The sequence below is a fragment of the Halomonas sp. KM007 genome, from assembly GCF_050709225.1.
GTDB lineage: Bacteria > Pseudomonadota > Gammaproteobacteria > Pseudomonadales > Halomonadaceae > Vreelandella > Vreelandella hamiltonii.
In genome coordinates, this window is sequence record NZ_CP136131.1 from 1,712,056 (window position 1) to 1,736,568 (window position 24,513).

Here is a 24,513-nt window from a genome sequence, read left to right on the forward strand (position 1 = left end):
GAGATCCGCGGCATCGAGGCGACAGCCCTGTCTCCACACTTAGCTGCCGCCCAGAGGCCCAGCCTAGTGCCGCGACGCCAGAGCGTCGCGTTCTTCCAGAGCAACCACGTCCTCACACCTGCATGTTCATGACGTCGCGGTAGGCCGTCACCAGGCGATTGCGCACCTGCAGCCCCATCTGAAATGCCACGCTGGCTTTTTGCATGTCCACCATCACATCGTTGAGCTCGATGTTCGGCTCTCCTGCCTGGAAGGCCATGGCTTTGGCATTGGCAGACTGCTGCAAACGATTGATTCTTTGAATAGATGCCTGCAGCTCACTGCCAAATCCCGCCTGCCCTACGACGGTCGAGATCTGCTCGCCACGTACTGGCTGGGCAGCTTGCGCGGCCAGACTATGCATTTGCTGTAACGCAGACTGTATGGAGGGCGAACTCATACCAACTCCTCATATCGCAGAGGTTAAAGTGTTAGCAGGAGCCTACCACCGACACAGCCCCCCTCATACGAACAAATGCGCGTGAAAAGCCAAGCTTTTCGTTCATTTATGGTGGACGCACCTCATCATAATGGCGTTCATCACAATTCCGCCCTTATTGCTTGGCGGATCACCGCGATTGACGGAAATAGCCTATGCCTTCTTTGGTGATGCGCCTGGGCCGACACCCGTTTTGCCAACCCTGTTGGAGGGATGCATGAGCGAAACCGGTGCTACGGCAGGCCGTCAAAACAGCACGACAGCAAGCGCTTCGCAAAGCGGAGTGGCGGCGAACGAATCAGCCTCCCCCTCAACCTTCGAGCGCACCATGAAGCAACTGCGCGGCAATCCGCTGGTGGTTGTCCTGGTGGCTGCAGCGGCCTCCATTGCAGTGGTGGCAGCACTTTTCATGTGGGCCAGCAGCCCAGAGTATCGCGTGCTTTACAGCAACCTGAACGAGGCAGACGGTGGACGGATCATTGCCGAGCTGGACAGCCGTGGCGTTCCCTATCAGTTCAGCCAGGGGGGCCAAGCCTTGCTTGTCCCCAGCGCACAGGTCCACCCTCTCAGGCTCCAGCTAGCCGAGCAAGGGCTTCCCAGAGGCGGCAATCTAGGGCTTGAGCTGATGGACAATCAGGCCTTCGGCATTAGCCAGTTTGCGGAGCAGGTCAACTTTCAGCGCGGCCTGGAAGGCGAACTGGCACGCTCGATTGAATCCCTGGGCCCCGTCGAGCGTGTCCGCGTTCATATTTCGATGGCAAAGCCATCCGTTTTCGTTCGTGACCGTGAACCCGCCAAGGCCTCCGTCGTATTGACGCTGCTGCCTGGACGGGTCCTGGGCGAAGGCCAAGTCAGCGCCATCGTCCATATGGTGTCCAGTAGCGTTCCGGAGCTTTCCACCGAGAACGTGACCGTGGTGGATCAAAACGGTCGTCTGTTGACCGCCAACTCCCAGCAAGGCAATGATCTGGACGGCACTCAACTTGCCTACATCACCGAAGTCGAGCGGTCATACCAGCAGCGTATCGAGAACATCCTGCTGCCTATCGTGGGACGCGACAACGTTCGCGCCCAGGTCGCCGCGCAAATCGATTTTTCTCGTCGCGAAGAGACGTCGGAGCGCTATCGCCCCAACCAGACGCCCAACGAATCTGCCGTTCGTAGCCGCCAGCTGAGCCTGTCCTACGATGGCGACGACCCCTTGGCATCAGGCATTCCCGGCGCGCTGAGCAATACGCCACCAGGCGTCGCTCCCTCTCCGATCAACCAGCCCGATGACAACGCCGAGGATACGACAACTGAACCTGGCGCCTTACGCAACTTGCGCCAAGAAGACGTCGTCAATTACGAAGTCGATCGCAGCATCGAGCACATTCAGCATCGCCTGGGGCAGATCGAGCGCCTGACAGCGGCCGTGGTCGTGAACTTCCGTACGGTCATCAATGAAGAGGGAGAAGCCGAACAAGTCGCCCTCAGCGAAGAAGAAGTGGCACAGCTAGAGCGCCTCGTGCAGCAAGCCATGGGCTTCTCTGACCTGCGCGGCGATCAGGTGGAAATTGTCAACACGCCGTTTGCCAGCGATGACGATGGCCGCCTGGAGCCAGTCTGGTGGCAGCAACCTGACACGCTTGCCATGGCGGCAAACCTTGGCCGCTACCTCTTGGTAGCATTGGTTGCCCTTCTGCTCTACTGGCTGATTTTGCGCCCGTTGATCAAGCGCTACACGCAACCGCCCGTGGTGGCAGCTGCCATGCCTGGAGGCATCTTGAACACCAGCATCGGCAGTGAAGATGACGATGAAGAGAGCGTGGGAGACACCGATGAGGATGATACCTACAGCGGCAAACCCAAGCGTCGTCGCAAGACATCACTGTATGAACACAATCTCAATGATCTGCGCGAAATGGCCCAGGAAGACCCACGCATGGTGGCCATGATTATCCGCAGCTGGATGAATGCCAATGACTAGCATCACGGAGATGAGCGGAGCACGTAAAAGCGCCATTCTATTGCTGGCCCTGGACGAAGACAGCGCCGCCGAGGTATTCAAGTTTCTCAGCGCCGGCGAGGTGCAGGAGATCAGCACCGAGATGGCACGACTGCATCAAGTGTCGCATGAAGATATGAAGGCCGTGCTGGAGGCGTTCCATCGGGAAACCGAAGAGTTTGTCGCGCTGAACCTCAACTCCAGCGAGCATATCCGCTCCGTCCTGACCAAGGCATTGGGCAGCGAGCGCGCCACCAGCCTGATCGAGGACATTCTCGAATCTACGGGCAACAACTCGGGTATCGATGCGCTCAACCTCATGGAAGCTTCCATGGTGTCCGAGCTGATTCGTGACGAGCACCCCCAGATCATCGCGACGATTCTGGTGCACCTGGATCGCCATCAGGCGGCCGACATCCTCGAGCTGTTCGAAGAGAAACTGCGCAATGATGTGGTACTGCGGATCGCGACGTTCAGCGGTGTGCAGCCTGCCGCGCTGCAAGAGCTGACCGAAGTGCTCACCAGCATGTTGGACGGCCAGAATCTCAAGCGCAGCAAGATGGGTGGCGTGAGGACCGCTGCCGAGATACTCAACCTGATGAACTCGGCCCAGGAAGAAGTCGCGATCGAGACAGTGCGTTCTCACAGCGAGGACCTGGCTCAGAAGATCATCGACGAAATGTTCCTGTTCGAAAATCTGCTCGACCTGGACAATCGTGCGATTCAGATGGTGCTTCAGGAAGTGGAAACCAACTCGCTGGTGGTGGCACTCAAAGGCGCCCAGGACGCACTGGTGGACAAGTTCCTGCGCAACATGTCGCAGCGTGCTGCCGATCTGGTGCGCGAAGACATGGAGGCCCGTGGTCCCATCCGTGTTTCCCAGGTGGAAACCGAGCAAAAAGCCATCCTGCAGATCGTGCGACGCTTGGCAGACTCAGGTGAAATTGTGCTAGCGGGTGGAGATGATGAGTATGTCTGATACTCATTCGCCTGAATTCGACCGTCACGGCCAGTGGCGACGCTGGCAGATGGAGGAGTTACTCACTTCACCAACCGCTGATGCCGATAGCCTGCAAGGGCCGAGCGCTCACCAGCGCAAAGTCGAGGCTGCTCAGCGAGCCGCGGCGGAAGCACGCGTACGAGAAGAACGCGAGCGTCAAAAAATCTATGACCAGATTCGCGAAGCGGCCGAAGAAGAGGGTTATCAGGCTGGCCTGGCACGTGGTCATGAAGAGGGCCTGACCAAAGGACTGGAGGAAGGCCGCGCGCAGGCGGAAAAGGAGCTGGATGTACAGCTTCAGAAAACGCTGGCGCCACTGGCATCCTTGGCCAAGCAGTTTTCCGAGGCGCTTGAACGGCTGGACGACACCATCGCTCACGACCTTGCCGACCTGGCGCTGGCGACCGGCAAGCAGCTGGCCGCCGATGCTCTCGATGAACACCCAGAGCACATTCTTCAGGTCGTGCGCGAGCTTCTGCATACCGAGCCCCCTTTGGTGGGCAAGCAACGTCTGTGGCTGAATCCCACGGATCACACTCTCGTTGAAACGCACCTGGGTAGCGAACTTGAAGCTGCCCAGTGGGTGCTGCAGCCTGACGATCAGCTCGCCCGTGGCGGCTGCCGTGTCACCAGTGCGCAAGGGGAGCTGGACGCCACCTTTGAAAGTCGCTGGCAAAGCGTTCAAGCGCAGCTACGCAAGCGCCACAGCGCGCCACCGTCAGGTTGATACGATGAACACGCTCTCCTGCCCGCATCAGCACCGCTGGCGCAAAGCCCTTCAACGCACCACTCAGCGCGTCAGCCGCTTGCCTCGCTACCGCACCAGCGGCAGAGTCGTCAGGGCCACGGGCATGGTCATCGAAGTCGTTGGGCTACGTGTCGCCGTGGGCAGCGCCTGTCATATCGAATTGCCCGGTGTCGATGGACGCTTGAACGACAGCGATAAATTTGCCGAAGCAGAAGTCGTCGGGTTTTCAGGCGACAAGCTCTTTCTGATGCCGCTTGAAGAAGTTTCCGGCTTGATGCCTGGCGCGCGCGTCACCCCACTGGTCGATGGCAACGGCCATAGCGCACGACGCTTTCCGATGGGAGAAGAGTTGCTTGGGCGGGTGCTCGATGGCAATGGCAATCCCCTCGATGACCGAGAGAATATCGAAGAAGCTCCGCGCACGACGCTCAGCTCCAGGCCTTTGAACCCACTTTCAAGAGCCCCCATTGAAGCACAAATCGACGTAGGCATTCGCGCCATCAACGCGCTGTTGAGTGTCGGCAGGGGGCAGCGCATGGGGCTATTTGCGGGCTCGGGGGTGGGCAAATCCGTCTTGCTGGGCATGATGGCACGCTATACCGAGGCCGACGTGATCGTGGTCGGTCTGATTGGCGAACGTGGGCGCGAAGTACAGGACTTCATTGACAACATATTGGGCCCCGAGGGACGTCGGCGTGCGGTCGTCGTCGCTGCGCCTGCGGATACCTCCCCGCTGCAACGCCTGCAAGGCGCTGCCTACGCCACCCGCATCGCCGAAAGCTTCCGCGATGCGGGCCGCAATGTGCTGTTGATCATGGATTCGCTCACCCGCTACGCCATGGCCCAACGCGAAATCGCGCTGGCCATTGGTGAACCTCCTGCCACCAAGGGGTATCCGCCGTCCGTATTTGCCAAGCTCCCGGGACTGGTTGAGCGCGCAGGCAATGCAGAGCGAGGAGGCGGCTCCATTACTGCTTTCTACACCGTACTGACGGAAGGCGACGACCAGCAGGATCCCATTGCCGATTCTGCCCGCGCCATTCTGGATGGCCATATCGTTTTGTCGCGCACCTTGGCTGAAGCAGGCCATTATCCCGCGATCGATATCGAAGCATCCATCAGCCGCGCCATGACAGCGATCGTCACGCCCGAGCAACAGCAGGAAGCGCGCACCTTCAAGCAAATTTTCTCACGCTATCAACGCAATCGCGACTTGATCAGCGTAGGCGCCTACAGCCCAGGGCATGACCCCAAGCTGGACGAAGCGGTCAACCGCTTCCCAAGCCTGGAACGTTTTTTACAACAGAACATAGATGAGTGCGCAACGCTTTCAGAGTCGCGTCAAGCGCTGCACGCGGTGGTGGGAGGCTAAATGAGTAACCATCAGATCGACATGCTGACCGGCCTGGCTCGCGATGCCCGCGATCAGGCAGGCAAGCTGCTGGCCCAAGAGCGCCAGACGGAACAGCAAACGGAGGCGCAGCTGGCGTCACTGAGCCGTTATCGTGTGGAGTATGCCGAGCGTCTGCAACAGGCGATGAGAGAGGGCATCGACCCGGCCACCATGTACAATTACCAACAGTTTCTAGCCTCTCTTGACGCGGCACTGAGCCGAGCACGTCAAGCCCTGGCAGCACAACAGAAACGGGTACAGCAAAGTCAGCAACACTGGCAGCAAGAGCAGCGTCGGCTCTCTTCTTACGATACACTGGCTTCACGCCGCTTGCTGGAAGAGCATCGCCGTCAGGCCAGGCATGAACAAAAAGCCAACGATGAGTTGGTCACCAATCGAATGGCTCGCCAGAGCCCTGATAAGCTACTGTAACGTGGCTCCGGGATTTATATGAATATCGAAATGTTACTTTCCGTGAATCAGGGCCATGCCAGCACGGCAACCAGTGCAGCGAAGCCCTTGGGTGACACGTTCGCCAATGGTTTTTTCCGACAGGCGCTACAGCATGCAGCCAATGGGCAGCATCGCTCGGTCAATGAGAGCTATTCGACAGCACATTCCACGACCTCTGCTGACGACCTGTCTCTTGAGTCCTTTGCCAGTGCCTTGGAGGCACTGGGCATTCGGCTGGATACAGAAACCCTCCACGAACTGATGAGTTACCTCGGCAGTGAGCAGGCATCGGTTTCATTGTCCGAGGCGGATCTCCCCGCACCGGAGCTGCTACCTGCCACCTCCCAGGACGAGCTGCAAGAGATTGCCCAACGCCTGGCCCTGATGAGTTCGTATCAGCAAGATACTTCTACGACACCGATGTCTTCTGCCGCCGAGGCGGCCATACGCTCGGTTGCCAGTCAACTGTCGCTAGAAGAGCATGAAGTCATGCCGCTGCTCCAGTCATTGAGCGTCATGGCTACCCCGTCCATGGCACCGAACGTTGCCGCCGCCGACGATTCCAGAGCCTTGGCAGCGCCCTCCAGTGTCCCGACGTTGACCTGGCAAGCTGCCACGCCTCCCAGTCCCTTGGGCGATACTGCCAACGGCCTGTTGCGCGCCACCCCTGATACGGCCACCAGCTTCATGCAGACGCTGGCCGTACCAGAGAGCGCCCTGAAGTCGGCTCCCGCAGAGACCTCTTTCATACTGCCCAATAGCGCAACGTCATCTGGCCCCATGCCGTCTTCTCCCCCCATCCAGGCCAGCTTGGGCACGCCAGTCTCCAGCCCCGCCTGGCCGTCCCAGTTGGGTCAACAGTTGGTCCACATCACCCAGCTTGGGGGTGAACAGCAGGTGAAGATGAACCTTCATCCAGCCGAGCTCGGTCCGCTCTCCATCTCATTGAAGATGACGGAGCATGGCGCGCAAGCACATTTCCTATCGGCTCATGCGCAAGTCCGGCAAGTCATCGAACATGCTATCCCGCAGCTACGTGACATATTGGCAGAGCAGGGAATCATGCTGACCGACGCCTCCGTTGGTGAGCAAAGCACTCAGCAACAAGCATTTGCACAGCAGAACTCGGACGCAGGCACACAGCACGGCAACGGAGCTCAAGAGGCTGATATCGAGATCGATACCGAGCGCACCGTGACCACCACTCTGGATGGCCGCGTTGACCTCTATGCCTGACCAGCGCACTAGATGAATAGTATGCAAGACGGGCCGACGAAAGTGTCTGCCCGCTAAACCAAGAGATAGGCTATTCCAATAAGCCTGTTCGTTTCTTCATCATCACACTCGTTAGGCATAATGCCGGATAAGTGTCATGCATGAACACCATGGGAATCACAATGGCTGAATCAAGCAGCGGATCTAAAAAACTGCTTCTGGTAATGATCATACTGGTACTGCTTTCCTCCGCGGGAGCAGCGGCGGCGATCTATCTCGTCCTTGACCAGCGAGGCGGAGCTGAGGGTGAAACCCAACAGCAAACGCTAGCCCCAACGCCCCCCGTCTTCACACGTATCGAACCTTTCACGGTCAACCTGGCCGATGATCGCTTCGGATCACGCCTGCTCTATACCGGCATCACACTGCGGGTTGGCAACGAACAGAGCAAAGCCATCATCGAAGAGCACATGCCGCAAGTACGCAGCCGGCTGCTGATCCTGCTGTCTGGCAAGCAAGCGAGTGAGCTGACCTCTACAGAAGGCAAAGAAGCGCTTGCTCAGGACATCATCAGCCGTTTGTCTGTGCCCTTGACCGAGAACCAGCCCCCCCTGGATCTCAGGGAAGTGCTGTTCACCGAATTCATCGTTCAATAATCCCGGGTACTGGAGCCGTTCATGTCGCAGGACGATCTACTGTCCCAGGAAGAAATCGATGCCTTGTTGAAAGGCGTCAGCGGTGATGACGAGCCAGCGGCTACGTCATCTCACGCACAGGATGAAACGCGCATACGCCCCTATGACCCGTCGACCCAGCACCGGGTCATCAGGGAGCGTTTGCACGCACTGGACTTCATCAACGAACGCTTTGCCCGCTATTTCCGCAATGGGCTCTTCAACCTGATCCGCCGCAGTTCGGATATCACGGTCGAATCAGTGCGCTATCAAAGCTTCAGCGACTTCTCGCGTAACGTTCCGGTACCTACCAACCTGAACATTGTGTCGATGAAGCCACTGCGAGGTTCTGCGCTGGTGGTTTTCCCTCCCAACCTGGTCTTCATGGTGGTGGACAACCTGTTTGGCGGCGACGGACGTTTCGTCACGAAGTCGGATGGCCGTGAATTTACCAATACCGAGCAGCGCATCATTCAGCGGTTGTTGAATCTGGCCATAGATGCTTATCAAGAAGCGTGGAAGGTCGTCTACCCGCTGGATGTGCATTTTCTGCGCTCGGAAATACAGTCCAAGTTTGCCAATATTACCAATTCGCCTAACGAGATCGTCGTCAATACCAAGTTCAATATCGAAGTAGGCAATTTGTCGAGCAGTTTCCAGATTTGCATGCCCTACGCCATGATCGAGCCGCTCAGGGACCTGCTGGTCAACCCGATCAATGACAGTAACCACGACAGCGATGGCACCTGGTCACGGCGCATGGCCAGCGAACTGCGCCAATCTGAAGTCGAACTCATTGCAGAGTTCGCTCAGATCCCCAGCCGTATTGCTCACGTGATGGGTTTGAAAAAAGGCGATGTACTGCCTTTGGACATCCCCTCTACGATTACAGCACGGGTCGATGGCGTACCTGTGATGGAGTGTGAATACGGCAGCCAGCGGCAGCAGCGCGCTTTGCGCGTGCTGCACATGATCGACCATGCGGCCATGAATAACGTATCGTCCAAGGACTTTATCAAAGGTTCAACGCGACAGAAAGCCAAGGAACCCAAAGCATGACAGACCCAAACAAACCCGATCAAAAAGTATCTGATGACGATTGGGCGGAAGCCATGTCTGCACAAGATGAGTCATCGTCCAGCGCCGATGCCGCCAGTGACGATGACGACCCCTGGGCTGCCGCGATGGCGGAACAAGAAGCTGCCGAGCAATCGGAGGCCACGGAAGAGCCTGCCCCCGAAGCCCCCCAGGCAAAACCTGCCAGTGACGATGTCTTCCGCCCTCTGAGCGGTGAACCCAGCAGTGGCGGGACCCGTGATCTGGAAATGATCATGGACATCCCCGTCAAACTCACCGTCGAGCTAGGCCGTACCAAGCTGACGATCAAACAATTGCTGGAGCTCGCCCAAGGCTCGGTCATCGAGCTGGAAGGTTTGGCAGGTGAGCCGATGGATATTTTGATCAACGGGTATCTGATTGCGCAGGGCGAAGTGGTCGTCATCGAGGATAAGTACGGCATCCGTATTACCGAGATCATTACGCCGTCAGAGCGTATTCATAAACTAAATCGATGAGTGTCGCGACGACTTCGACTTCCGTGGATGCGTTAAGCGGCGGTGATGCCCTGATCGGCATGGCGGTCCTTGGAAAAACCGCTGCAGCGCTGGCACTGGTGGTGGCAATCATTCTGGTGTGCACTGCGCTGCTCAAACGCTGGCAGCAGCACCGTTATGATCATGGTGCCCATCTGCGCGTGGTGGGTAGCACCGCCATTGGGAGCCGCGAACGGGTGGTGGTCGTCGAGATAGAGGATACCTGGCTCGTGCTCGCCGTCAGCGGTGGAAAAGTATCCATGCTCCACGAGCGGCCTGCTCCTGAAGACCGCGCGGCCCCCATAGCCGAGAGTTCGCCCTCTCCTTTTTCACAACGCTTCAGCAGCGCCTTGGCCAACCATCGTCTCAAGCGCTCCGGCGCTCAGCACACCACCGACTCTCAGCCCAAGCCATGACCCATGCTCTGCCTTTGTTTCGCTCCATAGCACCACGCGGGTGGCTGTTCAGCCTGCTTTTGATGGGCTGCCTGCTGTCTTTGCTCTCCCCTGGCGTGGAGGCACAGCAGTTGCCAGGCTTGGTCTCCCAGCCGACAGATGATGGAGGCCAACAGTGGTCTCTATCGCTGCAAACGCTGCTCTTCCTGAGTTCGCTGGCATTTCTACCTGCCATGCTATTGATGATGACCAGCTTCACGCGCATCATCATCGTGCTGAGCCTGTTGAGAACGGCCATGGGCACCCAGGCCACGCCTCCGAATCAGGTATTGCTGGGCATTGCCCTGTTCCTGACTTTTTTTGTCATGTCACCGGTCATCAGCCAGGTATACGACACGGCCTGGGTGCCCTTGACACAGGAAGCCATCAATTTCGAAGAGTTCTTGCTTCAGGCCCAAATTCCGTTCAGAGAATTCATGCTGGCACAAACGCGGGAACCTGACCTGGCTCTGTTCGTACGCTTGGCTGACATAGGCCCCTTGCAAGGCCCCGAAGAGCTTCCCATGCGCGTCTTGCTACCCGCCTTCGTGACCAGCGAACTGAAAACCGCATTTCAGATTGGTTTTACGATCTTCATTCCCTTCTTGATCATTGATCTGGTGGTTGCCAGTACGCTCATGTCGCTGGGGATGATGATGGTTCCCCCGGTCACGATTTCACTTCCTTTCAAGCTTATGCTGTTCGTGCTGGTGGACGGTTGGCAACTGATCATCGGCTCACTGGCTGAGAGCTTTTACATGATTTAGTACCGCCAGGCCGGTAAGGAGAACGAACATGACGCCAGAGATGGTGATGAGCCTTGCCTACCAAGGAATGCGGGTAATGTTATTCCTGGCGGGCCCAATATTGCTGGCAGCGCTCTTCGTCGGCCTGCTGATCAGTCTTTTTCAGGCTGCCACGCAGATCAACGAGATGACGCTGACCTTCATTCCTAAAATTCTTGCCGTGTTCACCGTACTGGTCGTGGCAGGCCCCTGGCTCATTGGCTTGATTACCGATTTTACACATCGCCTGTTCAGTAATATTCCCGCGATGGTGATGTAGGCCGTGGTCGAGGTCACCTTTGCCCAGTTGCAGGGCTGGCTGGTCGCGTTTTTCTGGCCCTTCGTGCGCATTACGGCCTTCATGACCGCCTCCCCACTGTGGGGCCACTCCAGCGTGCCTAATCAGGTCAAGGTGGCACTCGCTGCCGTCATTGCCATCGTGATAGCCCCTTTACTCCCCCCGATGCCGGATGTAGCGCTCATGTCATGGGCAGGCGTCGGCATCATCATCGAGCAGATGTTGATAGGGCTGGCCATTGGCTTGGTCATGCATATCATATTTGCCGTGGTGCAGGCGGCGGGCGAGTTCATCGGTTTGCAGATGGGGTTGGCCTTTGCCAGTTTCTTTGACCCCTCCAGCGGCACCAACATCATGGTGTTGTCGCGCATTCTCTATACGGTGACGCTGCTGATGTTTCTGGCTTTCAATGGCCACCTGATGGTGCTGGAGGCTCTGATCATGAGCTTTGTCACGCTGCCCATAGGCATCGGGACCTTGAACCCTGGCGCCTTCGAGCTGCTTGCCCGCTATGGAGGTACCATCTTTGCGTCAGGCATGCTGCTGGCACTGCCGTTGTCAGGGCCACTGCTCGTGATCAGCCTATCGCTAGGCATCCTGAACCGTTCGGCGCCACAGCTGACGGTGTTCAACATCGGCTTCCCCACGTCTATCCTGGTGGGCCTGACGCTACTGATGGTACTGATGACCGACCTGGGCAGCTTTCTACAACAGCTGTTCAGTCAAGGCGTGATGTTTACTCAAGGGCTGATCGAAGCCATGGCCCCCATAAATTGACGCCCTGCCACTGGGCAAGTGGCAGGGCGTTTCGCAGCGTGGCGAGACAAGGTCACATAAAATCGAACAGCGACATGCCCTTGATATCGACGAACGCACGCTGTGCCGCCTGCAAACCTACCTGACGCAGGCTGTATTCGGAGATCGCCGCGGCATAGTCCAGATCCACAAGATCAGAAAGCGTCTGCTCGTAGTTGAGCATCCGGTTGCTGCCCACCGCGTCGATGACATCCAGCTCATTCAGCCTGGCGCCTGCAGAGGCCCGTACCGTCAACACATTGTCCAACGCATTGTCCAAATCACGCATCGAGGTATTGAGCGTGTTGCGCAGCGCAGCCTTCTGGCTACTGCTTTCTGCAGGCGTCTCCAGAACACGAATGGCCGCTTCCATGGTACGGAACAGGTCTGCTGGTCGTTGCTCGCTCCCTGAACGCGCGACAAGAATTTCATCGCCTGCTTCGGAAGGCCCACGCAGCGTGACGTTGACACCGCCAAAACTCAACTGTTGACCACTGGCATCGTAGGGCTGCCCCACTTGTCCAGCAACGTCCAACCAAGCCGCGCCATCGAACTGCTGCAAGGTGTAAATAGACTCACCGGCGCCATTTTCTGCGAACCTGACACGGAAGCTATCGCCGTAATCAGGGTCGTTGACGTTGGTCACCTGAGGGCCATTGATGAGCACGCTCCCCTGGTTCGCCACGTTGGCCTCGGCGATGTAGCCGGCACCACTGGGTACTTGCTGGAAAATGGTCACACCATTTTCAGTGACCGGCATTAACCGCGATGCATCGACCCGCTGCTCACGACCGTTATTGTCACCTGTATATTCGACACTGCCATCTGCGGACTTCACGAAGGGCGGGGCGTTATCCTTGTAGCCGCCAAAAATATAGCGTCCATTGCCGTCCGTCGCGTTGGCCTGACCAATCAGCGTTTCATAGATGCCTTTTAGCTCACTGGCAATAGACTCTCGGTCGACATCGCTCAATGTGTCGCTGGATGCCTGCACGAGCAGCGTTTTCGCACTGATGACCGCATCACTGATACTATTGAGAATACTCTCTGTCTGCGCCAAGGAGTTGCGTGCCGAAATTCGTGCATCCGCATACTGCTCGGTAATCGCTTTGGACTGATCGACGCCTACCGCACGCGACGCGGCTTGCGGATCATCCGATGGATTGACCACACGGCGGCCGCTGGCAATCTGTTGGCTGATCTTTAGAAAATCGTTTTGCTGACGGTTGATAGAAGCCGTGCTTTGCTCAAACATGGTGACCGTACTGATACGCATCGCCTAAGCCTCTTGTTAGTTCCGCAAGTTCAAAATGGTGTCCATGATCGTACTAGCCGTATCGATCACCCGGGCATTGGCCTGATAAAATTGCTGGAAGCGAATCAGGTTGGCGGCCTCTTCATCGAGGTTCACACCGGACTCCGACTGCTGCACGGCGCGTAGCTGATCCGTCAGCCCTTGCCGAGCATCGAGATTGACTTGCGTGATATTGGTGCGGTTACCCACATCGCTGACCATGGCGCCGTAAGCACCACTCACGGATGCACTGCCACCCACAATGTTCATACTCTGGAGGTTCTGCAGTGCCAGTGCGTTGCGGTTGTCTCCGGCACCAGCGGCTACCCAATCAGCAGGATCATCATCCGGGTTGACCGGCTGACCAGCGGCAATCTTGTCGAGGTCATTGATATTGACCTCCATGCCGTTGGCCGCGCGGCGCACTGGCTGGATCTCGAATTGGTCACCATTGGCAGGCACATTGCTGAACGAGATGGAAATACCGCCAAACGTCAGCGTGCTGTTAGCCGCATCCCAACCACTGCCAATATCCACGGTTGCGCCACTATCCTTGCGGATGACCGACGGCGCCCCTCCCTCGAAACTGACGGTATAATCCGTGGCACGTAGTTGATCTATGGTGTCCGCATCGAACGCAATGGTATCGATGGTCACGGCACTGTTGTCTGGATAGCTGTAGGCTTGGGGAGCGCGCACATTGAAGAAATCTTCTCCAGCGACGCCCTCGAGATCTACCCCTTGCCGATGCTGTTCGTTGAAAGCCACGGACAGTGATACGGCAAGCTGGCCTACTTGGCTTTGTGTCTTGTCCAGTGTTTCAGACCGGAAGGTCATCAACCCTCCCAGCGCGCCTCCAGTGATGGTACTTTCATTCAGCGCTACCAGATTGCCACCACCATCACGGTACCCAACTATCGTGCGCTGCGGGTCATAATCGGCCTGCATCGGCTCCAGCTTGAATGCGTTCGTACCTGTCACCAATGGCTGCCCGTTCGGCAGACTGATGTTATAGGTTTTACCATCTTGCACATTCAGGCGCAGATCCATACGTTCGTTCAGCTCGGAAACCAGGTAATCACGCTGGTTCAGCAAACTGTTGGGGGCCTCCCCCGTTCTTGCTCGCGCAAGGGCAATTTCACGATTGAGTCCCGCTATTTGTTCAACCGTATTGTTGACTTGGGTAATTTCGTCCTTGATCTGGTTATTGATGTTGCTCTGCATGTCCTGCAAATAACCATCGAAAGAACGGAACTGAGCACTCAGGGTATTCGCCGTACCCAGCACGCCCTGACGAGCGGCAGGGTCTGAGGGAGAACTGGCCAAGTCCTCCAGAGACGAGAAAAAGGTCTGCATCAACGGCGAGAGGCCTGCATCTCGATCAGCAAGCAAGTTGTCAATCTGGGACACTTGGTTGTAATAGGTAGACAGTGCGCTGGACTGAGTCTTGGCGTTATTGAGCTGATTGGCTACGTAGGTATTGAACTGACGCTCGATATCGTTGACACGTACGCCACCGCTAGTCCGCCCCTCACCCAGGATGGTGAGTTCGCGGTTATAGCTCGGTGTATATACGTTACTGATATTGTTACTGGTCGTATTCAAGGCATTCTGCGCAGCATTCAGGCCGCTCAAGCCGATCGAAAACATGCTCATGGTTCAATTCCTTAGGCCGATATCTGGTTATCGGCAATGCGCAGAAAAACTTGAATACCCCGCCATGCTAGCGAGCATCCGCCAACAAGTTGCTGGATGTGCCGAGGGGACCCATGGTGTTCATTACCGCGATCAACTTCTCGGCATAACGTGGGTCGGTCGCATACCCACCGCGCTGAAGTGCATGTGCGGCCTGCTCTGGTGAGCCAGCCTGCACGACACCCGCATACCGAGGGTTATTGCCAATCAACCGGGCATAATCGGTAAACGCATGCTCGAACGAGTCATAGACACGAAAAGCATCGACGACCTGTGTGCGTCGACCGTTCACGTACTCATGGGTCACGATGTCGGTGGTCTTGCCCTGCCAATGGCTACCGGCTTTGATACCAAATACGTTGTAGCTGTTATGCCCTTGCTGGGTGGCTATCTCATGCCTTCCCCAACCGGTTTCCAGCGCCGCCTGGGCAAGAATCAACTCAGCAGGGACACCCGTGGCCGCACTCGCCGCTTTCGCAGGCATCGCCAGCGTGTTCATGAAACGCTCGACGTGTTCTTGCGGATGAGCCGCTCGCGGGGTGGCGGCCTGGCTCTCGACCTGACGAGACTCGCGCTGACGAACGATATCCAGCTCGTGATAGAAACGACCATTGCCGGTGTTGTCATCACGCCATGCTTCTGGTGGCTGAAGCGGATTATCCAGCACTCTGGGTGTCCCACGAGGTATGCCGGCGATCAGTGCTTGAAGCTCCTGGTCGGCATCCGACGCTTGGCCAATAGCACCTTGACGCTGCAACTGGTCGATCAAGGCATCCGCCAGCCCAATGCCGCGAGACGCCATGACCTGCGACCACTGCTGATCCATCATCGACTGATAAAAACTCATGTCACGGCTGTTCATCAGGCCTGACGTTGGCGTGGCATCGCGCATGCTTTTGACCATCATTTGAATGAACAGCGCTTCAAACTGCTGCGCAGCACCTTGCACACCCGCCTCGGGGTCGACCCGAGCGTTATGCTGAAGGCGCTGAAAGCCATTCATGTCCAATGCGAATTGGCTCGTCATGTCTCCCATGCTCATCAAATGATCTCCAGCTCGGCGCGTAATGAGCCAGAGGCCTTGAGCGCCTCGAGAATCGACATCAAGTCTTGTGGTGTCGCCCCGAGAGCATTCAGCGCATTGACCACTTCATTGAGCTGCGCGCCTTCGACGATCTGCAAATACGCCTCCTGCTGCTCGATGTTGATATCCGCATCGGGCACGACCACCGTTTCACCCTGGCCCAGTGGATTGGGCTGGCTTACCCCAAACTGGGTATCGATCATGATGGAGAGGTTGCCATGGGCGACCGCAGCACGACGCAGAGTCACCGCACTGTTCATCACCACAGAGCCGGTCCGCGCATTCAGGACCACGCGGGCAGGTGCTTCCGTAGGTGTCACTTGCACATTTTCGACACGCGCCATGAAGTTGACCCGCTCGTTGGCGTCCATGGGGCCATCCAGCGCAATCACCCGGCCATTTCTGGCATATGCCACTGAACGTCCAAACTCGCTGTTGATCGCCGAGACCATGCGTTGCACGGTGCCAAAATCAGCGTCGTTGAGCTGCAGTTCCAGCGCGCCACCATTGCCACCCAGGTTGAGCGGCACTTCACGCTCGACCAGAGCACCATTGGGGATCCGGCCAGAAGATTGCTGATTGATCTGTACGCTACTGCCACCCGCCTGAGCGCCGGCACCACCCACCAGCATATTGCCCTGAGCAATGGCATAGGTATCGCCATCGGCACCTTTCAAAGGCGTCATCAACAGCGTACCGCCACGTAAGCTGCTGGCATTGGCGATGGACGACACCACGACATCGAGTCGTTGGCCAGGCCTGGAGAACGGCGGCAAGTCGGCGGTCACCATGACGGCCGCGACATTACGCAGCTGCAGGTTGGTACCCGGAGGCACGGTGACACCTAGCTGGGAAAGCATGTTCGTCAAGCTCTGGCTGGTGAAAGGTGCTTGCGTGGTCTGGTCACCGCTGCCATCCAAGCCTACGACCAGGCCATACCCCACCAGCTGGTTGTCGCGAACGCCAGCAAAGCTCGCTAGCTCGCGCACCCGCTCGGCGTGTGCTGGCAGCATCACAAAACAGAGAGCCAACAGAGTCGCGAAGCGCGCGGTTGCTTGAATCCGTTGATACATCTTCCACTGCATAGCCATTTCACCAGGTCTCTGTTGTCGAGCTTGTTGACACGCCTAGAACGGCGACACATTCAGGAAAAAGCGCTGCAGCCACCCCATGTGCTGCGCTTCGTTGATATAGCCATCGCCCACGTACTCGATACGCGCATCGGCGACTTGAGTCGACGGCACGGTGTTTTGCGCGGTAATCGTGCGGGGATTCACGACACCGGAGAAACGAATGAACTCGGTGCCCTGATTGATCGCAATCTGCTTTTCACCGCGCACGCGCAGGTTCCCGTTATTCATGACTTCCAACACGGACACGGTAATCGTACCGGTAAACGTATTGTTGGCTTGTGAGCCGCCACCGCCTGCAAAGTCACTGGCACCTCCGATATCGAAACCGTACTCCGCCAGCGCATCCAACACGTCGGGTAGCTGGGCCAGGTTAAGACTTGCACTGCCCGAGCGGTTGGCATTGGACTGAGAGTTCTTACTAGCACTGACTTCTTCATCCAGCACAATGGTCAGAATGTCTCCTATCGTGCGCGGCCGACGATCTTCAAAAAGCGGCTGATAGCCGCGACGCGCCTGATAAATAGAGCCATTAGGAACAGGTGGCGGACGGTCGATGATAGTGATCTGCTCTTGCTCGCCGACTACCGAGGCGCGTGGTACCTGCGCACACCCTGCCGCCATCAGAATGAACACGGCCATTCCAACGAGCGCCAAACGGCGCAAACTGCCATGAAGTTCTAACATAACGCGACCCTATCTCTATGCTCTACGAATCGGCAGCATTAGAGCTGGCTCAAGCGCGCCAACATCTCATCGCTGGTGGAAATGGCGCGGCTATTGATTTCATACGCGCGCTGCGTCTGAATCATATTGACCATCTCTTCAACGACATTGACGTTAGACGTTTCGACATACCCCTGGAACAGACGGCCAGCGCCATTGTTACCCGGTACATTCTGGTTGGGCGCACCTGACGCACCGGTTTCCAGATACAGGTTGCCACCGATGCTTTCCAGACCCGCTGGGTTGATGAACGAAGCGACGTTGATCTGGCCGATGTCTGCATCCTGAGCAATACCCGGCTGACGAACGCTCACGGTCCCGTCTTCACCAATCGTGATTGCCAGTGCATTGGCAGGGATAAAGATGGCGGGTTCGAGGGGGTAACCATTCGCCGTGACCATCTGACCATTTTCATTCAACTGAAAGTTACCGTCGCGAGTATAGCCAATGGTGCCATCGGGCAATAACACCTGGAAAAAGCCCTCTCCATTGATGGCCAGGTCACGAGAATTGCCGGTCTCTTCAAGGCCACCCTGTGTGTGCAAGCGCTCTGTGGCAACAGCACGCACACCGGTCCCTATCTGCATGCCCGAGGGCAGTCGGTCCTGAATGTTGTTCTGCGCACCGGGTTGGCGCATGTTTTGATACAGCAAATCTTCAAACACCGGACGAGAGCGCTTGAAACCGTTGGTGCTGACGTTCGCCAGGTTGTTGGAGATAACGTCGAGCTTGGTTTGCTGCGACTCCAACCCGGTTTTGGCAGTCCACAAAGACTTGATCATGACATTGTTCCCTTGGCTGAGTGGCTGCAGTTAGCCTTGAATCGATAGGATACTGTTGGCACGTTGAGCATTTTCATCGGCTGTGCTCAGCATTTTCATTTGCATGTCATAACGACGCGCCACGTCGATCATGGAAACCATGGCATCGACGGCACTGACATTGCTTCCTTCCAGTGCACCACTCACCAGACGTGCATTCTCGTCTGCTGGTAGCGCACCGGGCTCACCACCCTCATTGGGTGGCACTCTGAACAAGCCATCGTCTCCACGCACCAACGCCTGCTGGTCTGGCGTGACCAGCTTGATACGGCCAACGTCGACCATCGCCTCAGGCCCTTCGCCCTGGGGAATAGCACTGATGGTCCCATCGGCGCCAAAGGAGATCTGCGCGCCTTGAGGCACCGCAATGGGGCCCGCATCCCCCATCACTGGGCGGCCAACGCTTAGCAGCACGCCATCACTATCCAACTGCAGGTCGCCGCGCCGGGTATACGTCTCGGTGCCATCCTCCGCCAACACCGCCATCCAGGCATTGCCTTGCATGGCGACATCCAACATTCGGCCGGTACGCTCGATGGGGCCTTGCGAGAAGTCGGTTCCCGGCGTCGTGGTGACGGCCGACACACGGGTCGGCAACACGCCATCGCCTTGCACGGGCACTGAGCGTACCGCCTGCAGCTGGGCGCGAAACCCTGCCGTGGAAACGTTAGACAGGTTGTTGCTGACCACTGCCTGCTGGTCCATGGTGTGTTTTGCGCCACTCATGGCGGTGTAAAGCATACGATCCACAGCGTGCTCCTTAGCGCGATGACGCCACTATTAGAGGTTAATAATGGTCTGCAGGAGCTCGTCCTGGGTGCTGATGGTTTGCGAGTTCGCTTGATAGGCACGCTGCGCTACGATCATGTCAACCAGCTCTCTTGCCATATCCACGTTCGACGTTTCAATGGCATTGGGCTGGATCAGCCCTCTCAGGCCAGCACCGGGCGCTCCCAGAAGCTCTTGGCCCGAGGATGCCGTAGCAGCCCACAGGTTATCTCCATCGGGGCGCAGCCCTTCAGGATTACGGAACGTCACAAGAGTCACCTGGCCAGATGCGCGTGACTGCTCATTTGAATAGTTGCGCATCACCGTGCCATCTTCTTCGATGGTAATGCCTACCAAAGCACCCGATGAATAGCCGTCCTGAATGGTGTCATTGACCGTTGAGTCACTCGCGAACTGCGTTGTCCCCTCGAAGGACAGGTCGATATCGAGTTCAGCCAATGGGTTCCCCGCACCAAACTCACCATTGGCGAACACGGCATTATTGGCATTGTCCTGTGCAAGCGTGCCGTTCTGAGTAAATGACAGGCTGCCCAAGTCAATATCGTAGGTGTCAGCCCCTGCCGGCCCGCCGGACAGGCGGCCGTTGACATCCCATTCATTGGGTGCGGTTTTGGTAAAGTACAGCGTCAGGTTACGTGCATTACCCTGCGAATCGAATACCGTGGCATTCGTAGAGTAGTTATAGGTATTGGCGTTATTCGGGTTGAACGCCGCATCGATGACAGGCTGACCAGAGTTGAGGTTAAGCGATAACGACAGCTCTGATGTGGCATTGGCTTGCAGGTCGCCCGGCGGAATTTGCAGAGGAATGACGTTGCCGCCCTCTTGCACGTTACCATCGGCATCGGCTGGATAGCCCATGATTTGGGCGCCCTGCGCATTGATCAATCGACCATCTGCGGTCATGGTCAACTGCCCATTGCGTGAGTAGGCTATTTCACCATTGGTTTGCTGAAAGCGGAAAAAGCCTTCACCGGCAATGGCCAGGTCCAGGTTACGCGTGGTGGACTCGATGTTACCCTGGCTAAAATCCTGCAAAACTGCCGAAGTACGAACGCCCAACCCCACCCGGGAGTTAGCGAAGACATCGGCAAACTGGACATTCGAATTCTTGAAACCCACTGTTTGCGAGTTGGCAATATTGTTACCAACGACGCCCAATTTTTCTTGCTGAGCATTTAAGCCGCTAAGTGCTTGAGTGAAACTCATGATATTCCCCTGAAAATAGTGACGGCTAGCGAGTCATCAAAGAATTTGTTTGATCTGGTCGAGCGTGACCTGGCCATAAATAGCGCCTAGATCAAGCCGAACATCACGGCCCCCAGCACCAGGAGATACTCCTTGTACCAAGGCATAGTTGAGTGGCTTGGCTTCCAGCAGCTCTCCATCGGCATTGGTGGCCCTGAAGTTGACGCGATAAGCACCGGCTGGAACAGCTTCGCCAGCGTTGGTAGTACCTCCCCAACTAAACGACTCGACGCCCGCGGCTACTCGTCCCAGATTATTGGTGTAGACGACTTCACCCGACTGACTGGTCACCGTCACTTCTACTTTTTCAGCGGGAGCACTGAGTTCGATACCAAAGGGCGTGGCATACGTGCCGTTTTCAGCATCGGAGCTCACCATGACGTTGTTACCAGGCACCAGAACGGCCTTGTCGATCAATCCTGCCGCTTGCAACGTCTGCGCAGCGTCCATTTGCTGGGTAATACCGTTCAGCGTCGTATTCAGTTCTTCGATACCGCTGACGGTATTGATTTGTGCCAACTGAGAGGTCATCTCAGCATTGTCCATGGGATTGAGTGGATCCTGATTTTGCAACTGAGTAATCAATAGGGTCAGGAAGCTTTCACGCAATTCCTGGGACTGTCTGGCAGGCATGCCGCTTGAGCCGCCGCCATTAACCGCGTTAATGACACTGGTATCAATATTCATGATCAGCCCTCACCCAGCGACAGTGTTTGAATCATCATTTGCTTGGTGGTATTGAAGACCTCGACGTTCGCCTGATAGGAGCGCGATGCCGAAATCATATTGACCATCTCATGGACCGGCTCAACATTCGGCTTAGCAACGTAGCCATCTTCATCAGCCGCTGGGTGGTTCGGCATATACTCCATGCGCAGCGGTGAATCGTTTTCCACAACCTCAGTAACCCGGACGCCGCCGACACCGTAGCGGTTAGACTGTGCCTGGGTTTCAAACATCACCTGCTTTGCGCGGTAGGTTTCACCATCGGGCCCTGCCACGCTATCGGCATTCGCCATGTTGCTGGCCGTGACGTTCATCCGCTGGGCTTGGGCGCTCATGGCGGAACCGGCAATCTCGAACGCTGAAAACATCGACATCGCTTATTTTTCTCCTATTACTAGGTTATTCAGGTTGCATCGCATTTTTCAGGCCCTGAATACGACGGTTCATCATGGTGAGCGCCGCCTGGTAGCGCACAGCGTTATCCGCGAACTGGGTTCGCTCACGGTCCATGTCAACGGTGTTACCATCCAGGCTCGGCTGATCAGGAACACGATAGAGCAGCTCGGTGTTTCCAGCACCACGCCATGCGGGGCCTTCTCCTGCCAAGTGCTGTTCGGAGGTGCGCACTAACGCCAAGCCGCCATTTGGCTGCTGTTGAGACTGTCCGCCTTCAACGGCTTTTTTCAGCTCACTAGCAAAGTCAATGTCGCGCGCCTTATAGTTGGGCGTATCCGCATTGGCAATGTTAGCGGCTAGCACTTGGTGACGTGCTTGGCGCAGGCCCAGCGCCTGCTGGTGAAAATTAAAGGCAGATTCAAGCTGATCAATCATGCCGACCCTCGCTCGCCGTGAGGCAAAAATAAATCGGAAATTCTTGATCATGGATAATAGAGGCGAGGCTTTCATCTTAAAGCATGGAACAGGTAGCGTTTCCACCAGCATTTCCCATGATACGGTGGGTACTTTTGCATTACACTGCCGAGTCTATGCAGCATCCGGCCTGCGTAGACTCTGAGCTTTCACACTGAGTGGCCCTCTTCATGCTCCATGCGCTGTCTCTCGTTTCTGCCGCTGCCATGCGCAAACTATTAACACTCTTAGCATTAATAGTCATTGCTCTTCCTCATGGGGCACAGGCGAGTGACCTCTCGTTGGAAGAGAGCGTGCATATGTTCCTTTATCAGCATACCCAGGCACTGGGGCAGGAGGCGGTCATCACCGTCACGCCACCATCCCCACACCTGCCTGCTTGCGTTCAGCCGGACCCTTTTCTAGCCAATACCGCACAACCACCAGTGGGCAGAGTTTCGGTGGGCGTGCGCTGTGGCACCGATGGTCGCCAAGTCAGGTACATGCAAGCCCAGGTCGACGTCGTAGGTAGCTATGTTGTCGCGCTACGCGACATCGAGCGAGGTACACTCATCACTGCTGACATGCTGAGCCAGAGGGATGGCAACTTGAGCAATCTGGCACCACAAACGCTGACAGATCAAGCCGATATCATCGGCAAGGTAGCCCAGCGACCGATTCGTAGCGGTAGCTCTTTTCAGCCACACTTTCTACAGGCGCCGCATCTGGTTGAACGGGGCCAGCGTGTCACGGTCATAGCACAAGGGGCTGGTTTTCGTGTTTCTCGTGAAGGAGAAGCCATGGCCAACGGCGCACGAGGCGACATCATCAGAGTACGCTTTGGGAGTCGCGAAATCGCGACGGCACGTGTCATTGATCAAGGCATTTTAGTGGTGGATTTTTGATTCAGCACCTAAAGTCTTCATTGCCCAGGCCGATAGTTATTACACAGCCCGAGATGCCCAGACGTTGACGATGAGGCCCACAACGTGAAAATCGACAACCTTAATCCGCTGGTGCGCACCAACCAAGCACAGCAGCGTGAAGACACTCAAAAAATCACCGGCCCCAAGACGCCGGACAGTGCTAACTCCGCCCGCGAATCGACGCAACTGAGTCAGTTCAGCGCGGATAGTAGCCAAGACATTGACATGGCCAAAGTGCAGGAAATCCGTGATGCCATTCGTGAAGGGCGCATGGAAATTCGTGCTGATCGCATTGCCGATGGCCTCATTGCAAACTTGAAAGAACTATAGTCCCGGTCATGAGCTTATCTCGCCTTCTTTCCAGCCAACTCCAGCGCCTTGACGATTTGATTGGATTTCTGACACATGAGCAAGAAGAGCTGACCAAGGGCAGCATCGATGGCGATGCACTCGCTGAACTTGCCCATAAAAAGCAGGTGCTGCTGGTCGAGTTGGAGCGTGTCGAAGTGCTGAGGCGTGGTGTACAGAACAAGCTTGGCTACCCGGAAGGCTCTCTAGGTGCTCGCCAGGCAGCCCATGATGCCGAGTGTTTACCTGTTTGGGAAAAGATGCTGGAAAAAGGTGAGCGAGTGGCTCGCATGAACGCCCTCACCGGACAAATGCTGTCTGTGCGCATGAAGCACAACCAGGAAATGCTTGATTATATTCGGCAAATCGCTGAAAAAACCCTCTACAAGCCTGATGGGCGTAATAGCGCTCAACCTGGGCGAATCAACGCCTCTGCTTAAAACATACCTGGACAACCTTTATACAAGACGCTTCAATTAGGCAATATAGTCTAACGCTGGAGTCGTCATGCTGCCTCATCTTCCCAAACAGTTCAATGCAGTGGTCACAGGGGCCAACGGCGGCATTGGCAACGCCATCTTGCAGCGTCTACTCTCGTCCTCTCAGCCTTACCACATCATCGCCGTCAGCCGCTCACCGCTGGGGCTGCAGCATGACAAAATCACCTCCGTGGTAGCGGATCTGACGACCAGCATTGGGCAGGAGAGCCCATCGAGTGGTAACTAAGATTTTTGAATATCAAGGTCTTTGAATATCAGCACACAGCAAAAAGCCCCGAACACAGTGTGCTCGGGGCTTTCTACGGGATAAGTGCCTGACGATGACCTACTCTCGCATGGGGAGACCCCACACTACCATCGGCGCTAAGCGGTTTCACTTCTGAGTTCGGCATGGGATCAGGTGGTTCACGCTCGCTATGGTCGTCAGGCGTAACGGGTAATGCATATCATGCTGAGGTGTTCGTTGACGTGTATTGTGATCGTCTCTTGTCAGCAAGCGCCTTGGCTCACTGCTGCGTATCCGGT

The 24,513-nt window shown here is 56.5% G+C and carries 29 protein-coding genes and 1 rRNA gene; 17 read left to right on the plus strand and 13 right to left on the minus strand.

Annotated elements, in window-relative coordinates:
- Nucleotides 1–112 precede the first annotated feature (112 nt).
- On the minus strand, nt 113–439 hold the full coding sequence (gene fliE, locus RVM27_RS08000; RefSeq protein ID WP_498957703.1) for a flagellar hook-basal body complex protein FliE: 327 nt from the start codon (nt 437–439) through the stop codon (nt 113–115).
- Between the two features lie 256 nt (nt 440–695).
- Here fliE and fliF point away from each other — a divergent pair, with 256 nt between their 5' ends.
- From fliF to fliR, 13 genes are all read left to right on the plus strand, one after another.
- Nucleotides 696–2,447 carry a flagellar M-ring protein FliF gene (gene fliF / locus RVM27_RS08005; RefSeq protein WP_498939734.1) on the plus strand — a complete coding sequence of 584 codons (1,752 nt, stop codon included), beginning with the start codon at nt 696–698 and terminating at the stop codon, nt 2,445–2,447.
- Nucleotides 2,440–3,444 carry a flagellar motor switch protein FliG gene (fliG, locus tag RVM27_RS08010; protein ID WP_287807833.1) on the plus strand — a complete coding sequence of 335 codons (1,005 nt, stop codon included), beginning with the start codon at nt 2,440–2,442 and terminating at the stop codon, nt 3,442–3,444. The genes fliF and fliG overlap by 8 nt, the downstream gene beginning before the upstream one ends.
- Nucleotides 3,437–4,192, plus strand: a complete 756-nt coding sequence (locus RVM27_RS08015; protein WP_144984068.1) for a flagellar assembly protein FliH — start codon at nt 3,437–3,439, stop codon at nt 4,190–4,192. Before fliG ends, RVM27_RS08015 begins: the two co-directional genes overlap by 8 nt.
- Nucleotides 4,193–4,196: 4 nt before the next feature.
- The gene (fliI, locus tag RVM27_RS08020) at nt 4,197–5,585 is read left to right on the plus strand and encodes a FliI/YscN family ATPase (RefSeq protein ID WP_498957704.1); all 1,389 of its coding nucleotides are present in this window, start codon (nt 4,197–4,199) and stop codon (nt 5,583–5,585) included.
- Complete coding sequence (gene fliJ / locus RVM27_RS08025) at nt 5,586–6,038, plus strand: flagellar export protein FliJ (RefSeq protein ID WP_096921684.1); 453 nt, start codon at nt 5,586–5,588, stop codon at nt 6,036–6,038. It abuts the gene before it with no gap.
- Between the two features lie 18 nt (nt 6,039–6,056).
- A complete protein-coding gene (locus tag RVM27_RS08030; RefSeq protein WP_498957705.1) occupies nt 6,057–7,295 on the plus strand; it encodes a flagellar hook-length control protein FliK in 1,239 nt (412 codons plus the stop codon).
- Nucleotides 7,296–7,456: 161 nt separating this feature from the next.
- Nucleotides 7,457–7,930, plus strand: a complete 474-nt coding sequence (gene fliL / locus RVM27_RS08035; protein WP_498957755.1) for a flagellar basal body-associated FliL family protein — start codon at nt 7,457–7,459, stop codon at nt 7,928–7,930.
- A 21-nt stretch (nt 7,931–7,951) separates the two neighbouring features.
- A complete protein-coding gene (fliM, locus tag RVM27_RS08040) occupies nt 7,952–9,007 on the plus strand; it encodes a flagellar motor switch protein FliM (RefSeq protein ID WP_498957706.1) in 1,056 nt (351 codons plus the stop codon).
- Nucleotides 9,004–9,522, plus strand: a complete 519-nt coding sequence (fliN, locus tag RVM27_RS08045) for a flagellar motor switch protein FliN (protein ID WP_498957707.1) — start codon at nt 9,004–9,006, stop codon at nt 9,520–9,522. Before fliM ends, fliN begins: the two co-directional genes overlap by 4 nt.
- Entirely contained in the window at nt 9,519–9,956 is a 438-nt protein-coding gene (gene fliO, locus RVM27_RS08050; protein ID WP_039180865.1) for a flagellar biosynthetic protein FliO, read from the plus strand. Before fliN ends, fliO begins: the two co-directional genes overlap by 4 nt.
- Nucleotides 9,957–10,018: 62 nt before the next feature.
- Nucleotides 10,019–10,741, plus strand: coding sequence for a flagellar type III secretion system pore protein FliP (gene fliP / locus RVM27_RS08055; RefSeq protein ID WP_422822518.1), 723 nt, complete (start codon nt 10,019–10,021; stop codon nt 10,739–10,741).
- 28 nt (nt 10,742–10,769) lie between these two features.
- On the plus strand, nt 10,770–11,039 hold the full coding sequence (gene fliQ / locus RVM27_RS08060) for a flagellar biosynthesis protein FliQ (RefSeq protein WP_039180870.1): 270 nt from the start codon (nt 10,770–10,772) through the stop codon (nt 11,037–11,039).
- 3 nt (nt 11,040–11,042) lie between these two features.
- Nucleotides 11,043–11,834: a flagellar biosynthetic protein FliR gene (fliR, locus tag RVM27_RS08065; protein WP_498957708.1), complete on the plus strand. Its 792-nt coding sequence runs from the start codon at nt 11,043–11,045 to the stop codon at nt 11,832–11,834.
- A gap of 52 nt (nt 11,835–11,886) precedes the next feature.
- On the opposite strand, the gene flgL is transcribed toward fliR, so the two are convergent.
- The 11 genes from flgL to flgB all read right to left on the minus strand — a co-directional run bounded on the left by flgL (nt 11,887) and on the right by flgB (nt 22,196).
- Nucleotides 11,887–13,128, minus strand: a complete 1,242-nt coding sequence (gene flgL / locus RVM27_RS08070) for a flagellar hook-associated protein FlgL (protein WP_193462109.1) — start codon at nt 13,126–13,128, stop codon at nt 11,887–11,889.
- A gap of 15 nt (nt 13,129–13,143) precedes the next feature.
- Entirely contained in the window at nt 13,144–14,802 is a 1,659-nt protein-coding gene (gene flgK, locus RVM27_RS08075; RefSeq protein WP_498957709.1) for a flagellar hook-associated protein FlgK, read from the minus strand.
- Between the two features lie 67 nt (nt 14,803–14,869).
- Nucleotides 14,870–15,883 carry a flagellar assembly peptidoglycan hydrolase FlgJ gene (gene flgJ, locus RVM27_RS08080; RefSeq protein WP_498957710.1) on the minus strand — a complete coding sequence of 338 codons (1,014 nt, stop codon included), beginning with the start codon at nt 15,881–15,883 and terminating at the stop codon, nt 14,870–14,872.
- Nucleotides 15,883–16,938 carry a flagellar basal body P-ring protein FlgI gene (locus RVM27_RS08085; RefSeq protein WP_498941791.1) on the minus strand — a complete coding sequence of 352 codons (1,056 nt, stop codon included), beginning with the start codon at nt 16,936–16,938 and terminating at the stop codon, nt 15,883–15,885. The genes flgJ and RVM27_RS08085 overlap by 1 nt, the downstream gene beginning before the upstream one ends.
- 114 nt (nt 16,939–17,052) lie before the next feature.
- Nucleotides 17,053–17,742, minus strand: coding sequence for a flagellar basal body L-ring protein FlgH (locus RVM27_RS08090; protein WP_287807804.1), 690 nt, complete (start codon nt 17,740–17,742; stop codon nt 17,053–17,055).
- A gap of 38 nt (nt 17,743–17,780) precedes the next feature.
- Nucleotides 17,781–18,563 (minus strand): flagellar basal-body rod protein FlgG, encoded by a 783-nt coding sequence (gene flgG / locus RVM27_RS08095; protein ID WP_287807802.1) that lies wholly within the window; start codon nt 18,561–18,563, stop codon nt 17,781–17,783.
- Nucleotides 18,564–18,593: 30 nt separating this feature from the next.
- Nucleotides 18,594–19,352, minus strand: coding sequence for a flagellar basal-body rod protein FlgF (gene flgF, locus RVM27_RS08100; protein ID WP_287807799.1), 759 nt, complete (start codon nt 19,350–19,352; stop codon nt 18,594–18,596).
- A 30-nt stretch (nt 19,353–19,382) separates the two neighbouring features.
- Nucleotides 19,383–20,600: a flagellar hook protein FlgE gene (gene flgE / locus RVM27_RS08105; RefSeq protein ID WP_039180896.1), complete on the minus strand. Its 1,218-nt coding sequence runs from the start codon at nt 20,598–20,600 to the stop codon at nt 19,383–19,385.
- A gap of 36 nt (nt 20,601–20,636) precedes the next feature.
- On the minus strand, nt 20,637–21,326 hold the full coding sequence (locus tag RVM27_RS08110; protein ID WP_039180897.1) for a flagellar hook assembly protein FlgD: 690 nt from the start codon (nt 21,324–21,326) through the stop codon (nt 20,637–20,639).
- Between the two features lie 2 nt (nt 21,327–21,328).
- Nucleotides 21,329–21,739, minus strand: a complete 411-nt coding sequence (gene flgC / locus RVM27_RS08115; RefSeq protein WP_287807795.1) for a flagellar basal body rod protein FlgC — start codon at nt 21,737–21,739, stop codon at nt 21,329–21,331.
- Between the two features lie 25 nt (nt 21,740–21,764).
- Nucleotides 21,765–22,196, minus strand: coding sequence for a flagellar basal body rod protein FlgB (gene flgB / locus RVM27_RS08120; RefSeq protein ID WP_287807846.1), 432 nt, complete (start codon nt 22,194–22,196; stop codon nt 21,765–21,767).
- Nucleotides 22,197–22,534: 338 nt separating this feature from the next.
- Here flgB and flgA point away from each other — a divergent pair, with 338 nt between their 5' ends.
- From flgA to RVM27_RS08140, 4 genes are all read left to right on the plus strand, one after another.
- On the plus strand, nt 22,535–23,119 hold the full coding sequence (flgA, locus tag RVM27_RS08125) for a flagellar basal body P-ring formation chaperone FlgA (protein ID WP_498957756.1): 585 nt from the start codon (nt 22,535–22,537) through the stop codon (nt 23,117–23,119).
- An 84-nt stretch (nt 23,120–23,203) separates the two neighbouring features.
- A complete protein-coding gene (flgM, locus tag RVM27_RS08130) occupies nt 23,204–23,470 on the plus strand; it encodes a flagellar biosynthesis anti-sigma factor FlgM (protein ID WP_096921695.1) in 267 nt (88 codons plus the stop codon).
- 8 nt (nt 23,471–23,478) lie between these two features.
- The gene (locus RVM27_RS08135) at nt 23,479–23,928 is read left to right on the plus strand and encodes a flagella synthesis protein FlgN (protein WP_287807789.1); all 450 of its coding nucleotides are present in this window, start codon (nt 23,479–23,481) and stop codon (nt 23,926–23,928) included.
- Nucleotides 23,929–23,995: 67 nt separating this feature from the next.
- Nucleotides 23,996–24,214 (plus strand): hypothetical protein, encoded by a 219-nt coding sequence (locus tag RVM27_RS08140; protein WP_287807786.1) that lies wholly within the window; start codon nt 23,996–23,998, stop codon nt 24,212–24,214.
- A gap of 86 nt (nt 24,215–24,300) precedes the next feature.
- Here RVM27_RS08140 and rrf read toward each other — a convergent pair.
- Nucleotides 24,301–24,416: ribosomal RNA gene (gene rrf / locus RVM27_RS08145) — 5S ribosomal RNA — on the minus strand.
- Nucleotides 24,417–24,513 lie beyond the last annotated feature (97 nt).

Bases quoted from the DNA above. Each gene is read 5' to 3' on its own strand.
- fliE (WP_498957703.1), bottom strand. From the start codon at position 439: ATGAGTTCGCCCTCCATACAGTCTGCGTTACAGCAAATGCATAGTCTG.
- fliF (WP_498939734.1), top strand. From the start codon at position 696: ATGAGCGAAACCGGTGCTACGGCAGGCCGTCAAAACAGCACGACAGCA.
- fliG (WP_287807833.1), top strand. From the start codon at position 2,440: ATGACTAGCATCACGGAGATGAGCGGAGCACGTAAAAGCGCCATTCTA.
- RVM27_RS08015 (WP_144984068.1), top strand. From the start codon at position 3,437: ATGTCTGATACTCATTCGCCTGAATTCGACCGTCACGGCCAGTGGCGA.
- fliI (WP_498957704.1), top strand. From the start codon at position 4,197: ATGAACACGCTCTCCTGCCCGCATCAGCACCGCTGGCGCAAAGCCCTT.
- fliJ (WP_096921684.1), top strand. From the start codon at position 5,586: ATGAGTAACCATCAGATCGACATGCTGACCGGCCTGGCTCGCGATGCC.
- RVM27_RS08030 (WP_498957705.1), top strand. From the start codon at position 6,057: ATGAATATCGAAATGTTACTTTCCGTGAATCAGGGCCATGCCAGCACG.
- fliL (WP_498957755.1), top strand. From the start codon at position 7,457: ATGGCTGAATCAAGCAGCGGATCTAAAAAACTGCTTCTGGTAATGATC.
- fliM (WP_498957706.1), top strand. From the start codon at position 7,952: ATGTCGCAGGACGATCTACTGTCCCAGGAAGAAATCGATGCCTTGTTG.
- fliN (WP_498957707.1), top strand. From the start codon at position 9,004: ATGACAGACCCAAACAAACCCGATCAAAAAGTATCTGATGACGATTGG.
- fliO (WP_039180865.1), top strand. From the start codon at position 9,519: ATGAGTGTCGCGACGACTTCGACTTCCGTGGATGCGTTAAGCGGCGGT.
- fliP (WP_422822518.1), top strand. From the start codon at position 10,019: ATGGGCTGCCTGCTGTCTTTGCTCTCCCCTGGCGTGGAGGCACAGCAG.
- fliQ (WP_039180870.1), top strand. From the start codon at position 10,770: ATGACGCCAGAGATGGTGATGAGCCTTGCCTACCAAGGAATGCGGGTA.
- flgL (WP_193462109.1), bottom strand. From the start codon at position 13,128: ATGCGTATCAGTACGGTCACCATGTTTGAGCAAAGCACGGCTTCTATC.
- flgK (WP_498957709.1), bottom strand. From the start codon at position 14,802: ATGAGCATGTTTTCGATCGGCTTGAGCGGCCTGAATGCTGCGCAGAAT.
- flgJ (WP_498957710.1), bottom strand. From the start codon at position 15,883: ATGAGCATGGGAGACATGACGAGCCAATTCGCATTGGACATGAATGGC.
- RVM27_RS08085 (WP_498941791.1), bottom strand. From the start codon at position 16,938: ATGCTGCCAGCACACGCCGAGCGGGTGCGCGAGCTAGCGAGCTTTGCT.
- RVM27_RS08090 (WP_287807804.1), bottom strand. From the start codon at position 17,742: ATGTTAGAACTTCATGGCAGTTTGCGCCGTTTGGCGCTCGTTGGAATG.
- flgG (WP_287807802.1), bottom strand. From the start codon at position 18,563: ATGATCAAGTCTTTGTGGACTGCCAAAACCGGGTTGGAGTCGCAGCAA.
- flgE (WP_039180896.1), bottom strand. From the start codon at position 20,600: ATGAGTTTCACTCAAGCACTTAGCGGCTTAAATGCTCAGCAAGAAAAA.
- RVM27_RS08110 (WP_039180897.1), bottom strand. From the start codon at position 21,326: ATGAATATTGATACCAGTGTCATTAACGCGGTTAATGGCGGCGGCTCA.
- flgC (WP_287807795.1), bottom strand. From the start codon at position 21,739: ATGTCGATGTTTTCAGCGTTCGAGATTGCCGGTTCCGCCATGAGCGCC.
- flgB (WP_287807846.1), bottom strand. From the start codon at position 22,196: ATGATTGATCAGCTTGAATCTGCCTTTAATTTTCACCAGCAGGCGCTG.
- flgA (WP_498957756.1), top strand. From the start codon at position 22,535: ATGTTCCTTTATCAGCATACCCAGGCACTGGGGCAGGAGGCGGTCATC.
- RVM27_RS08135 (WP_287807789.1), top strand. From the start codon at position 23,479: ATGAGCTTATCTCGCCTTCTTTCCAGCCAACTCCAGCGCCTTGACGAT.
- RVM27_RS08140 (WP_287807786.1), top strand. From the start codon at position 23,996: ATGCTGCCTCATCTTCCCAAACAGTTCAATGCAGTGGTCACAGGGGCC.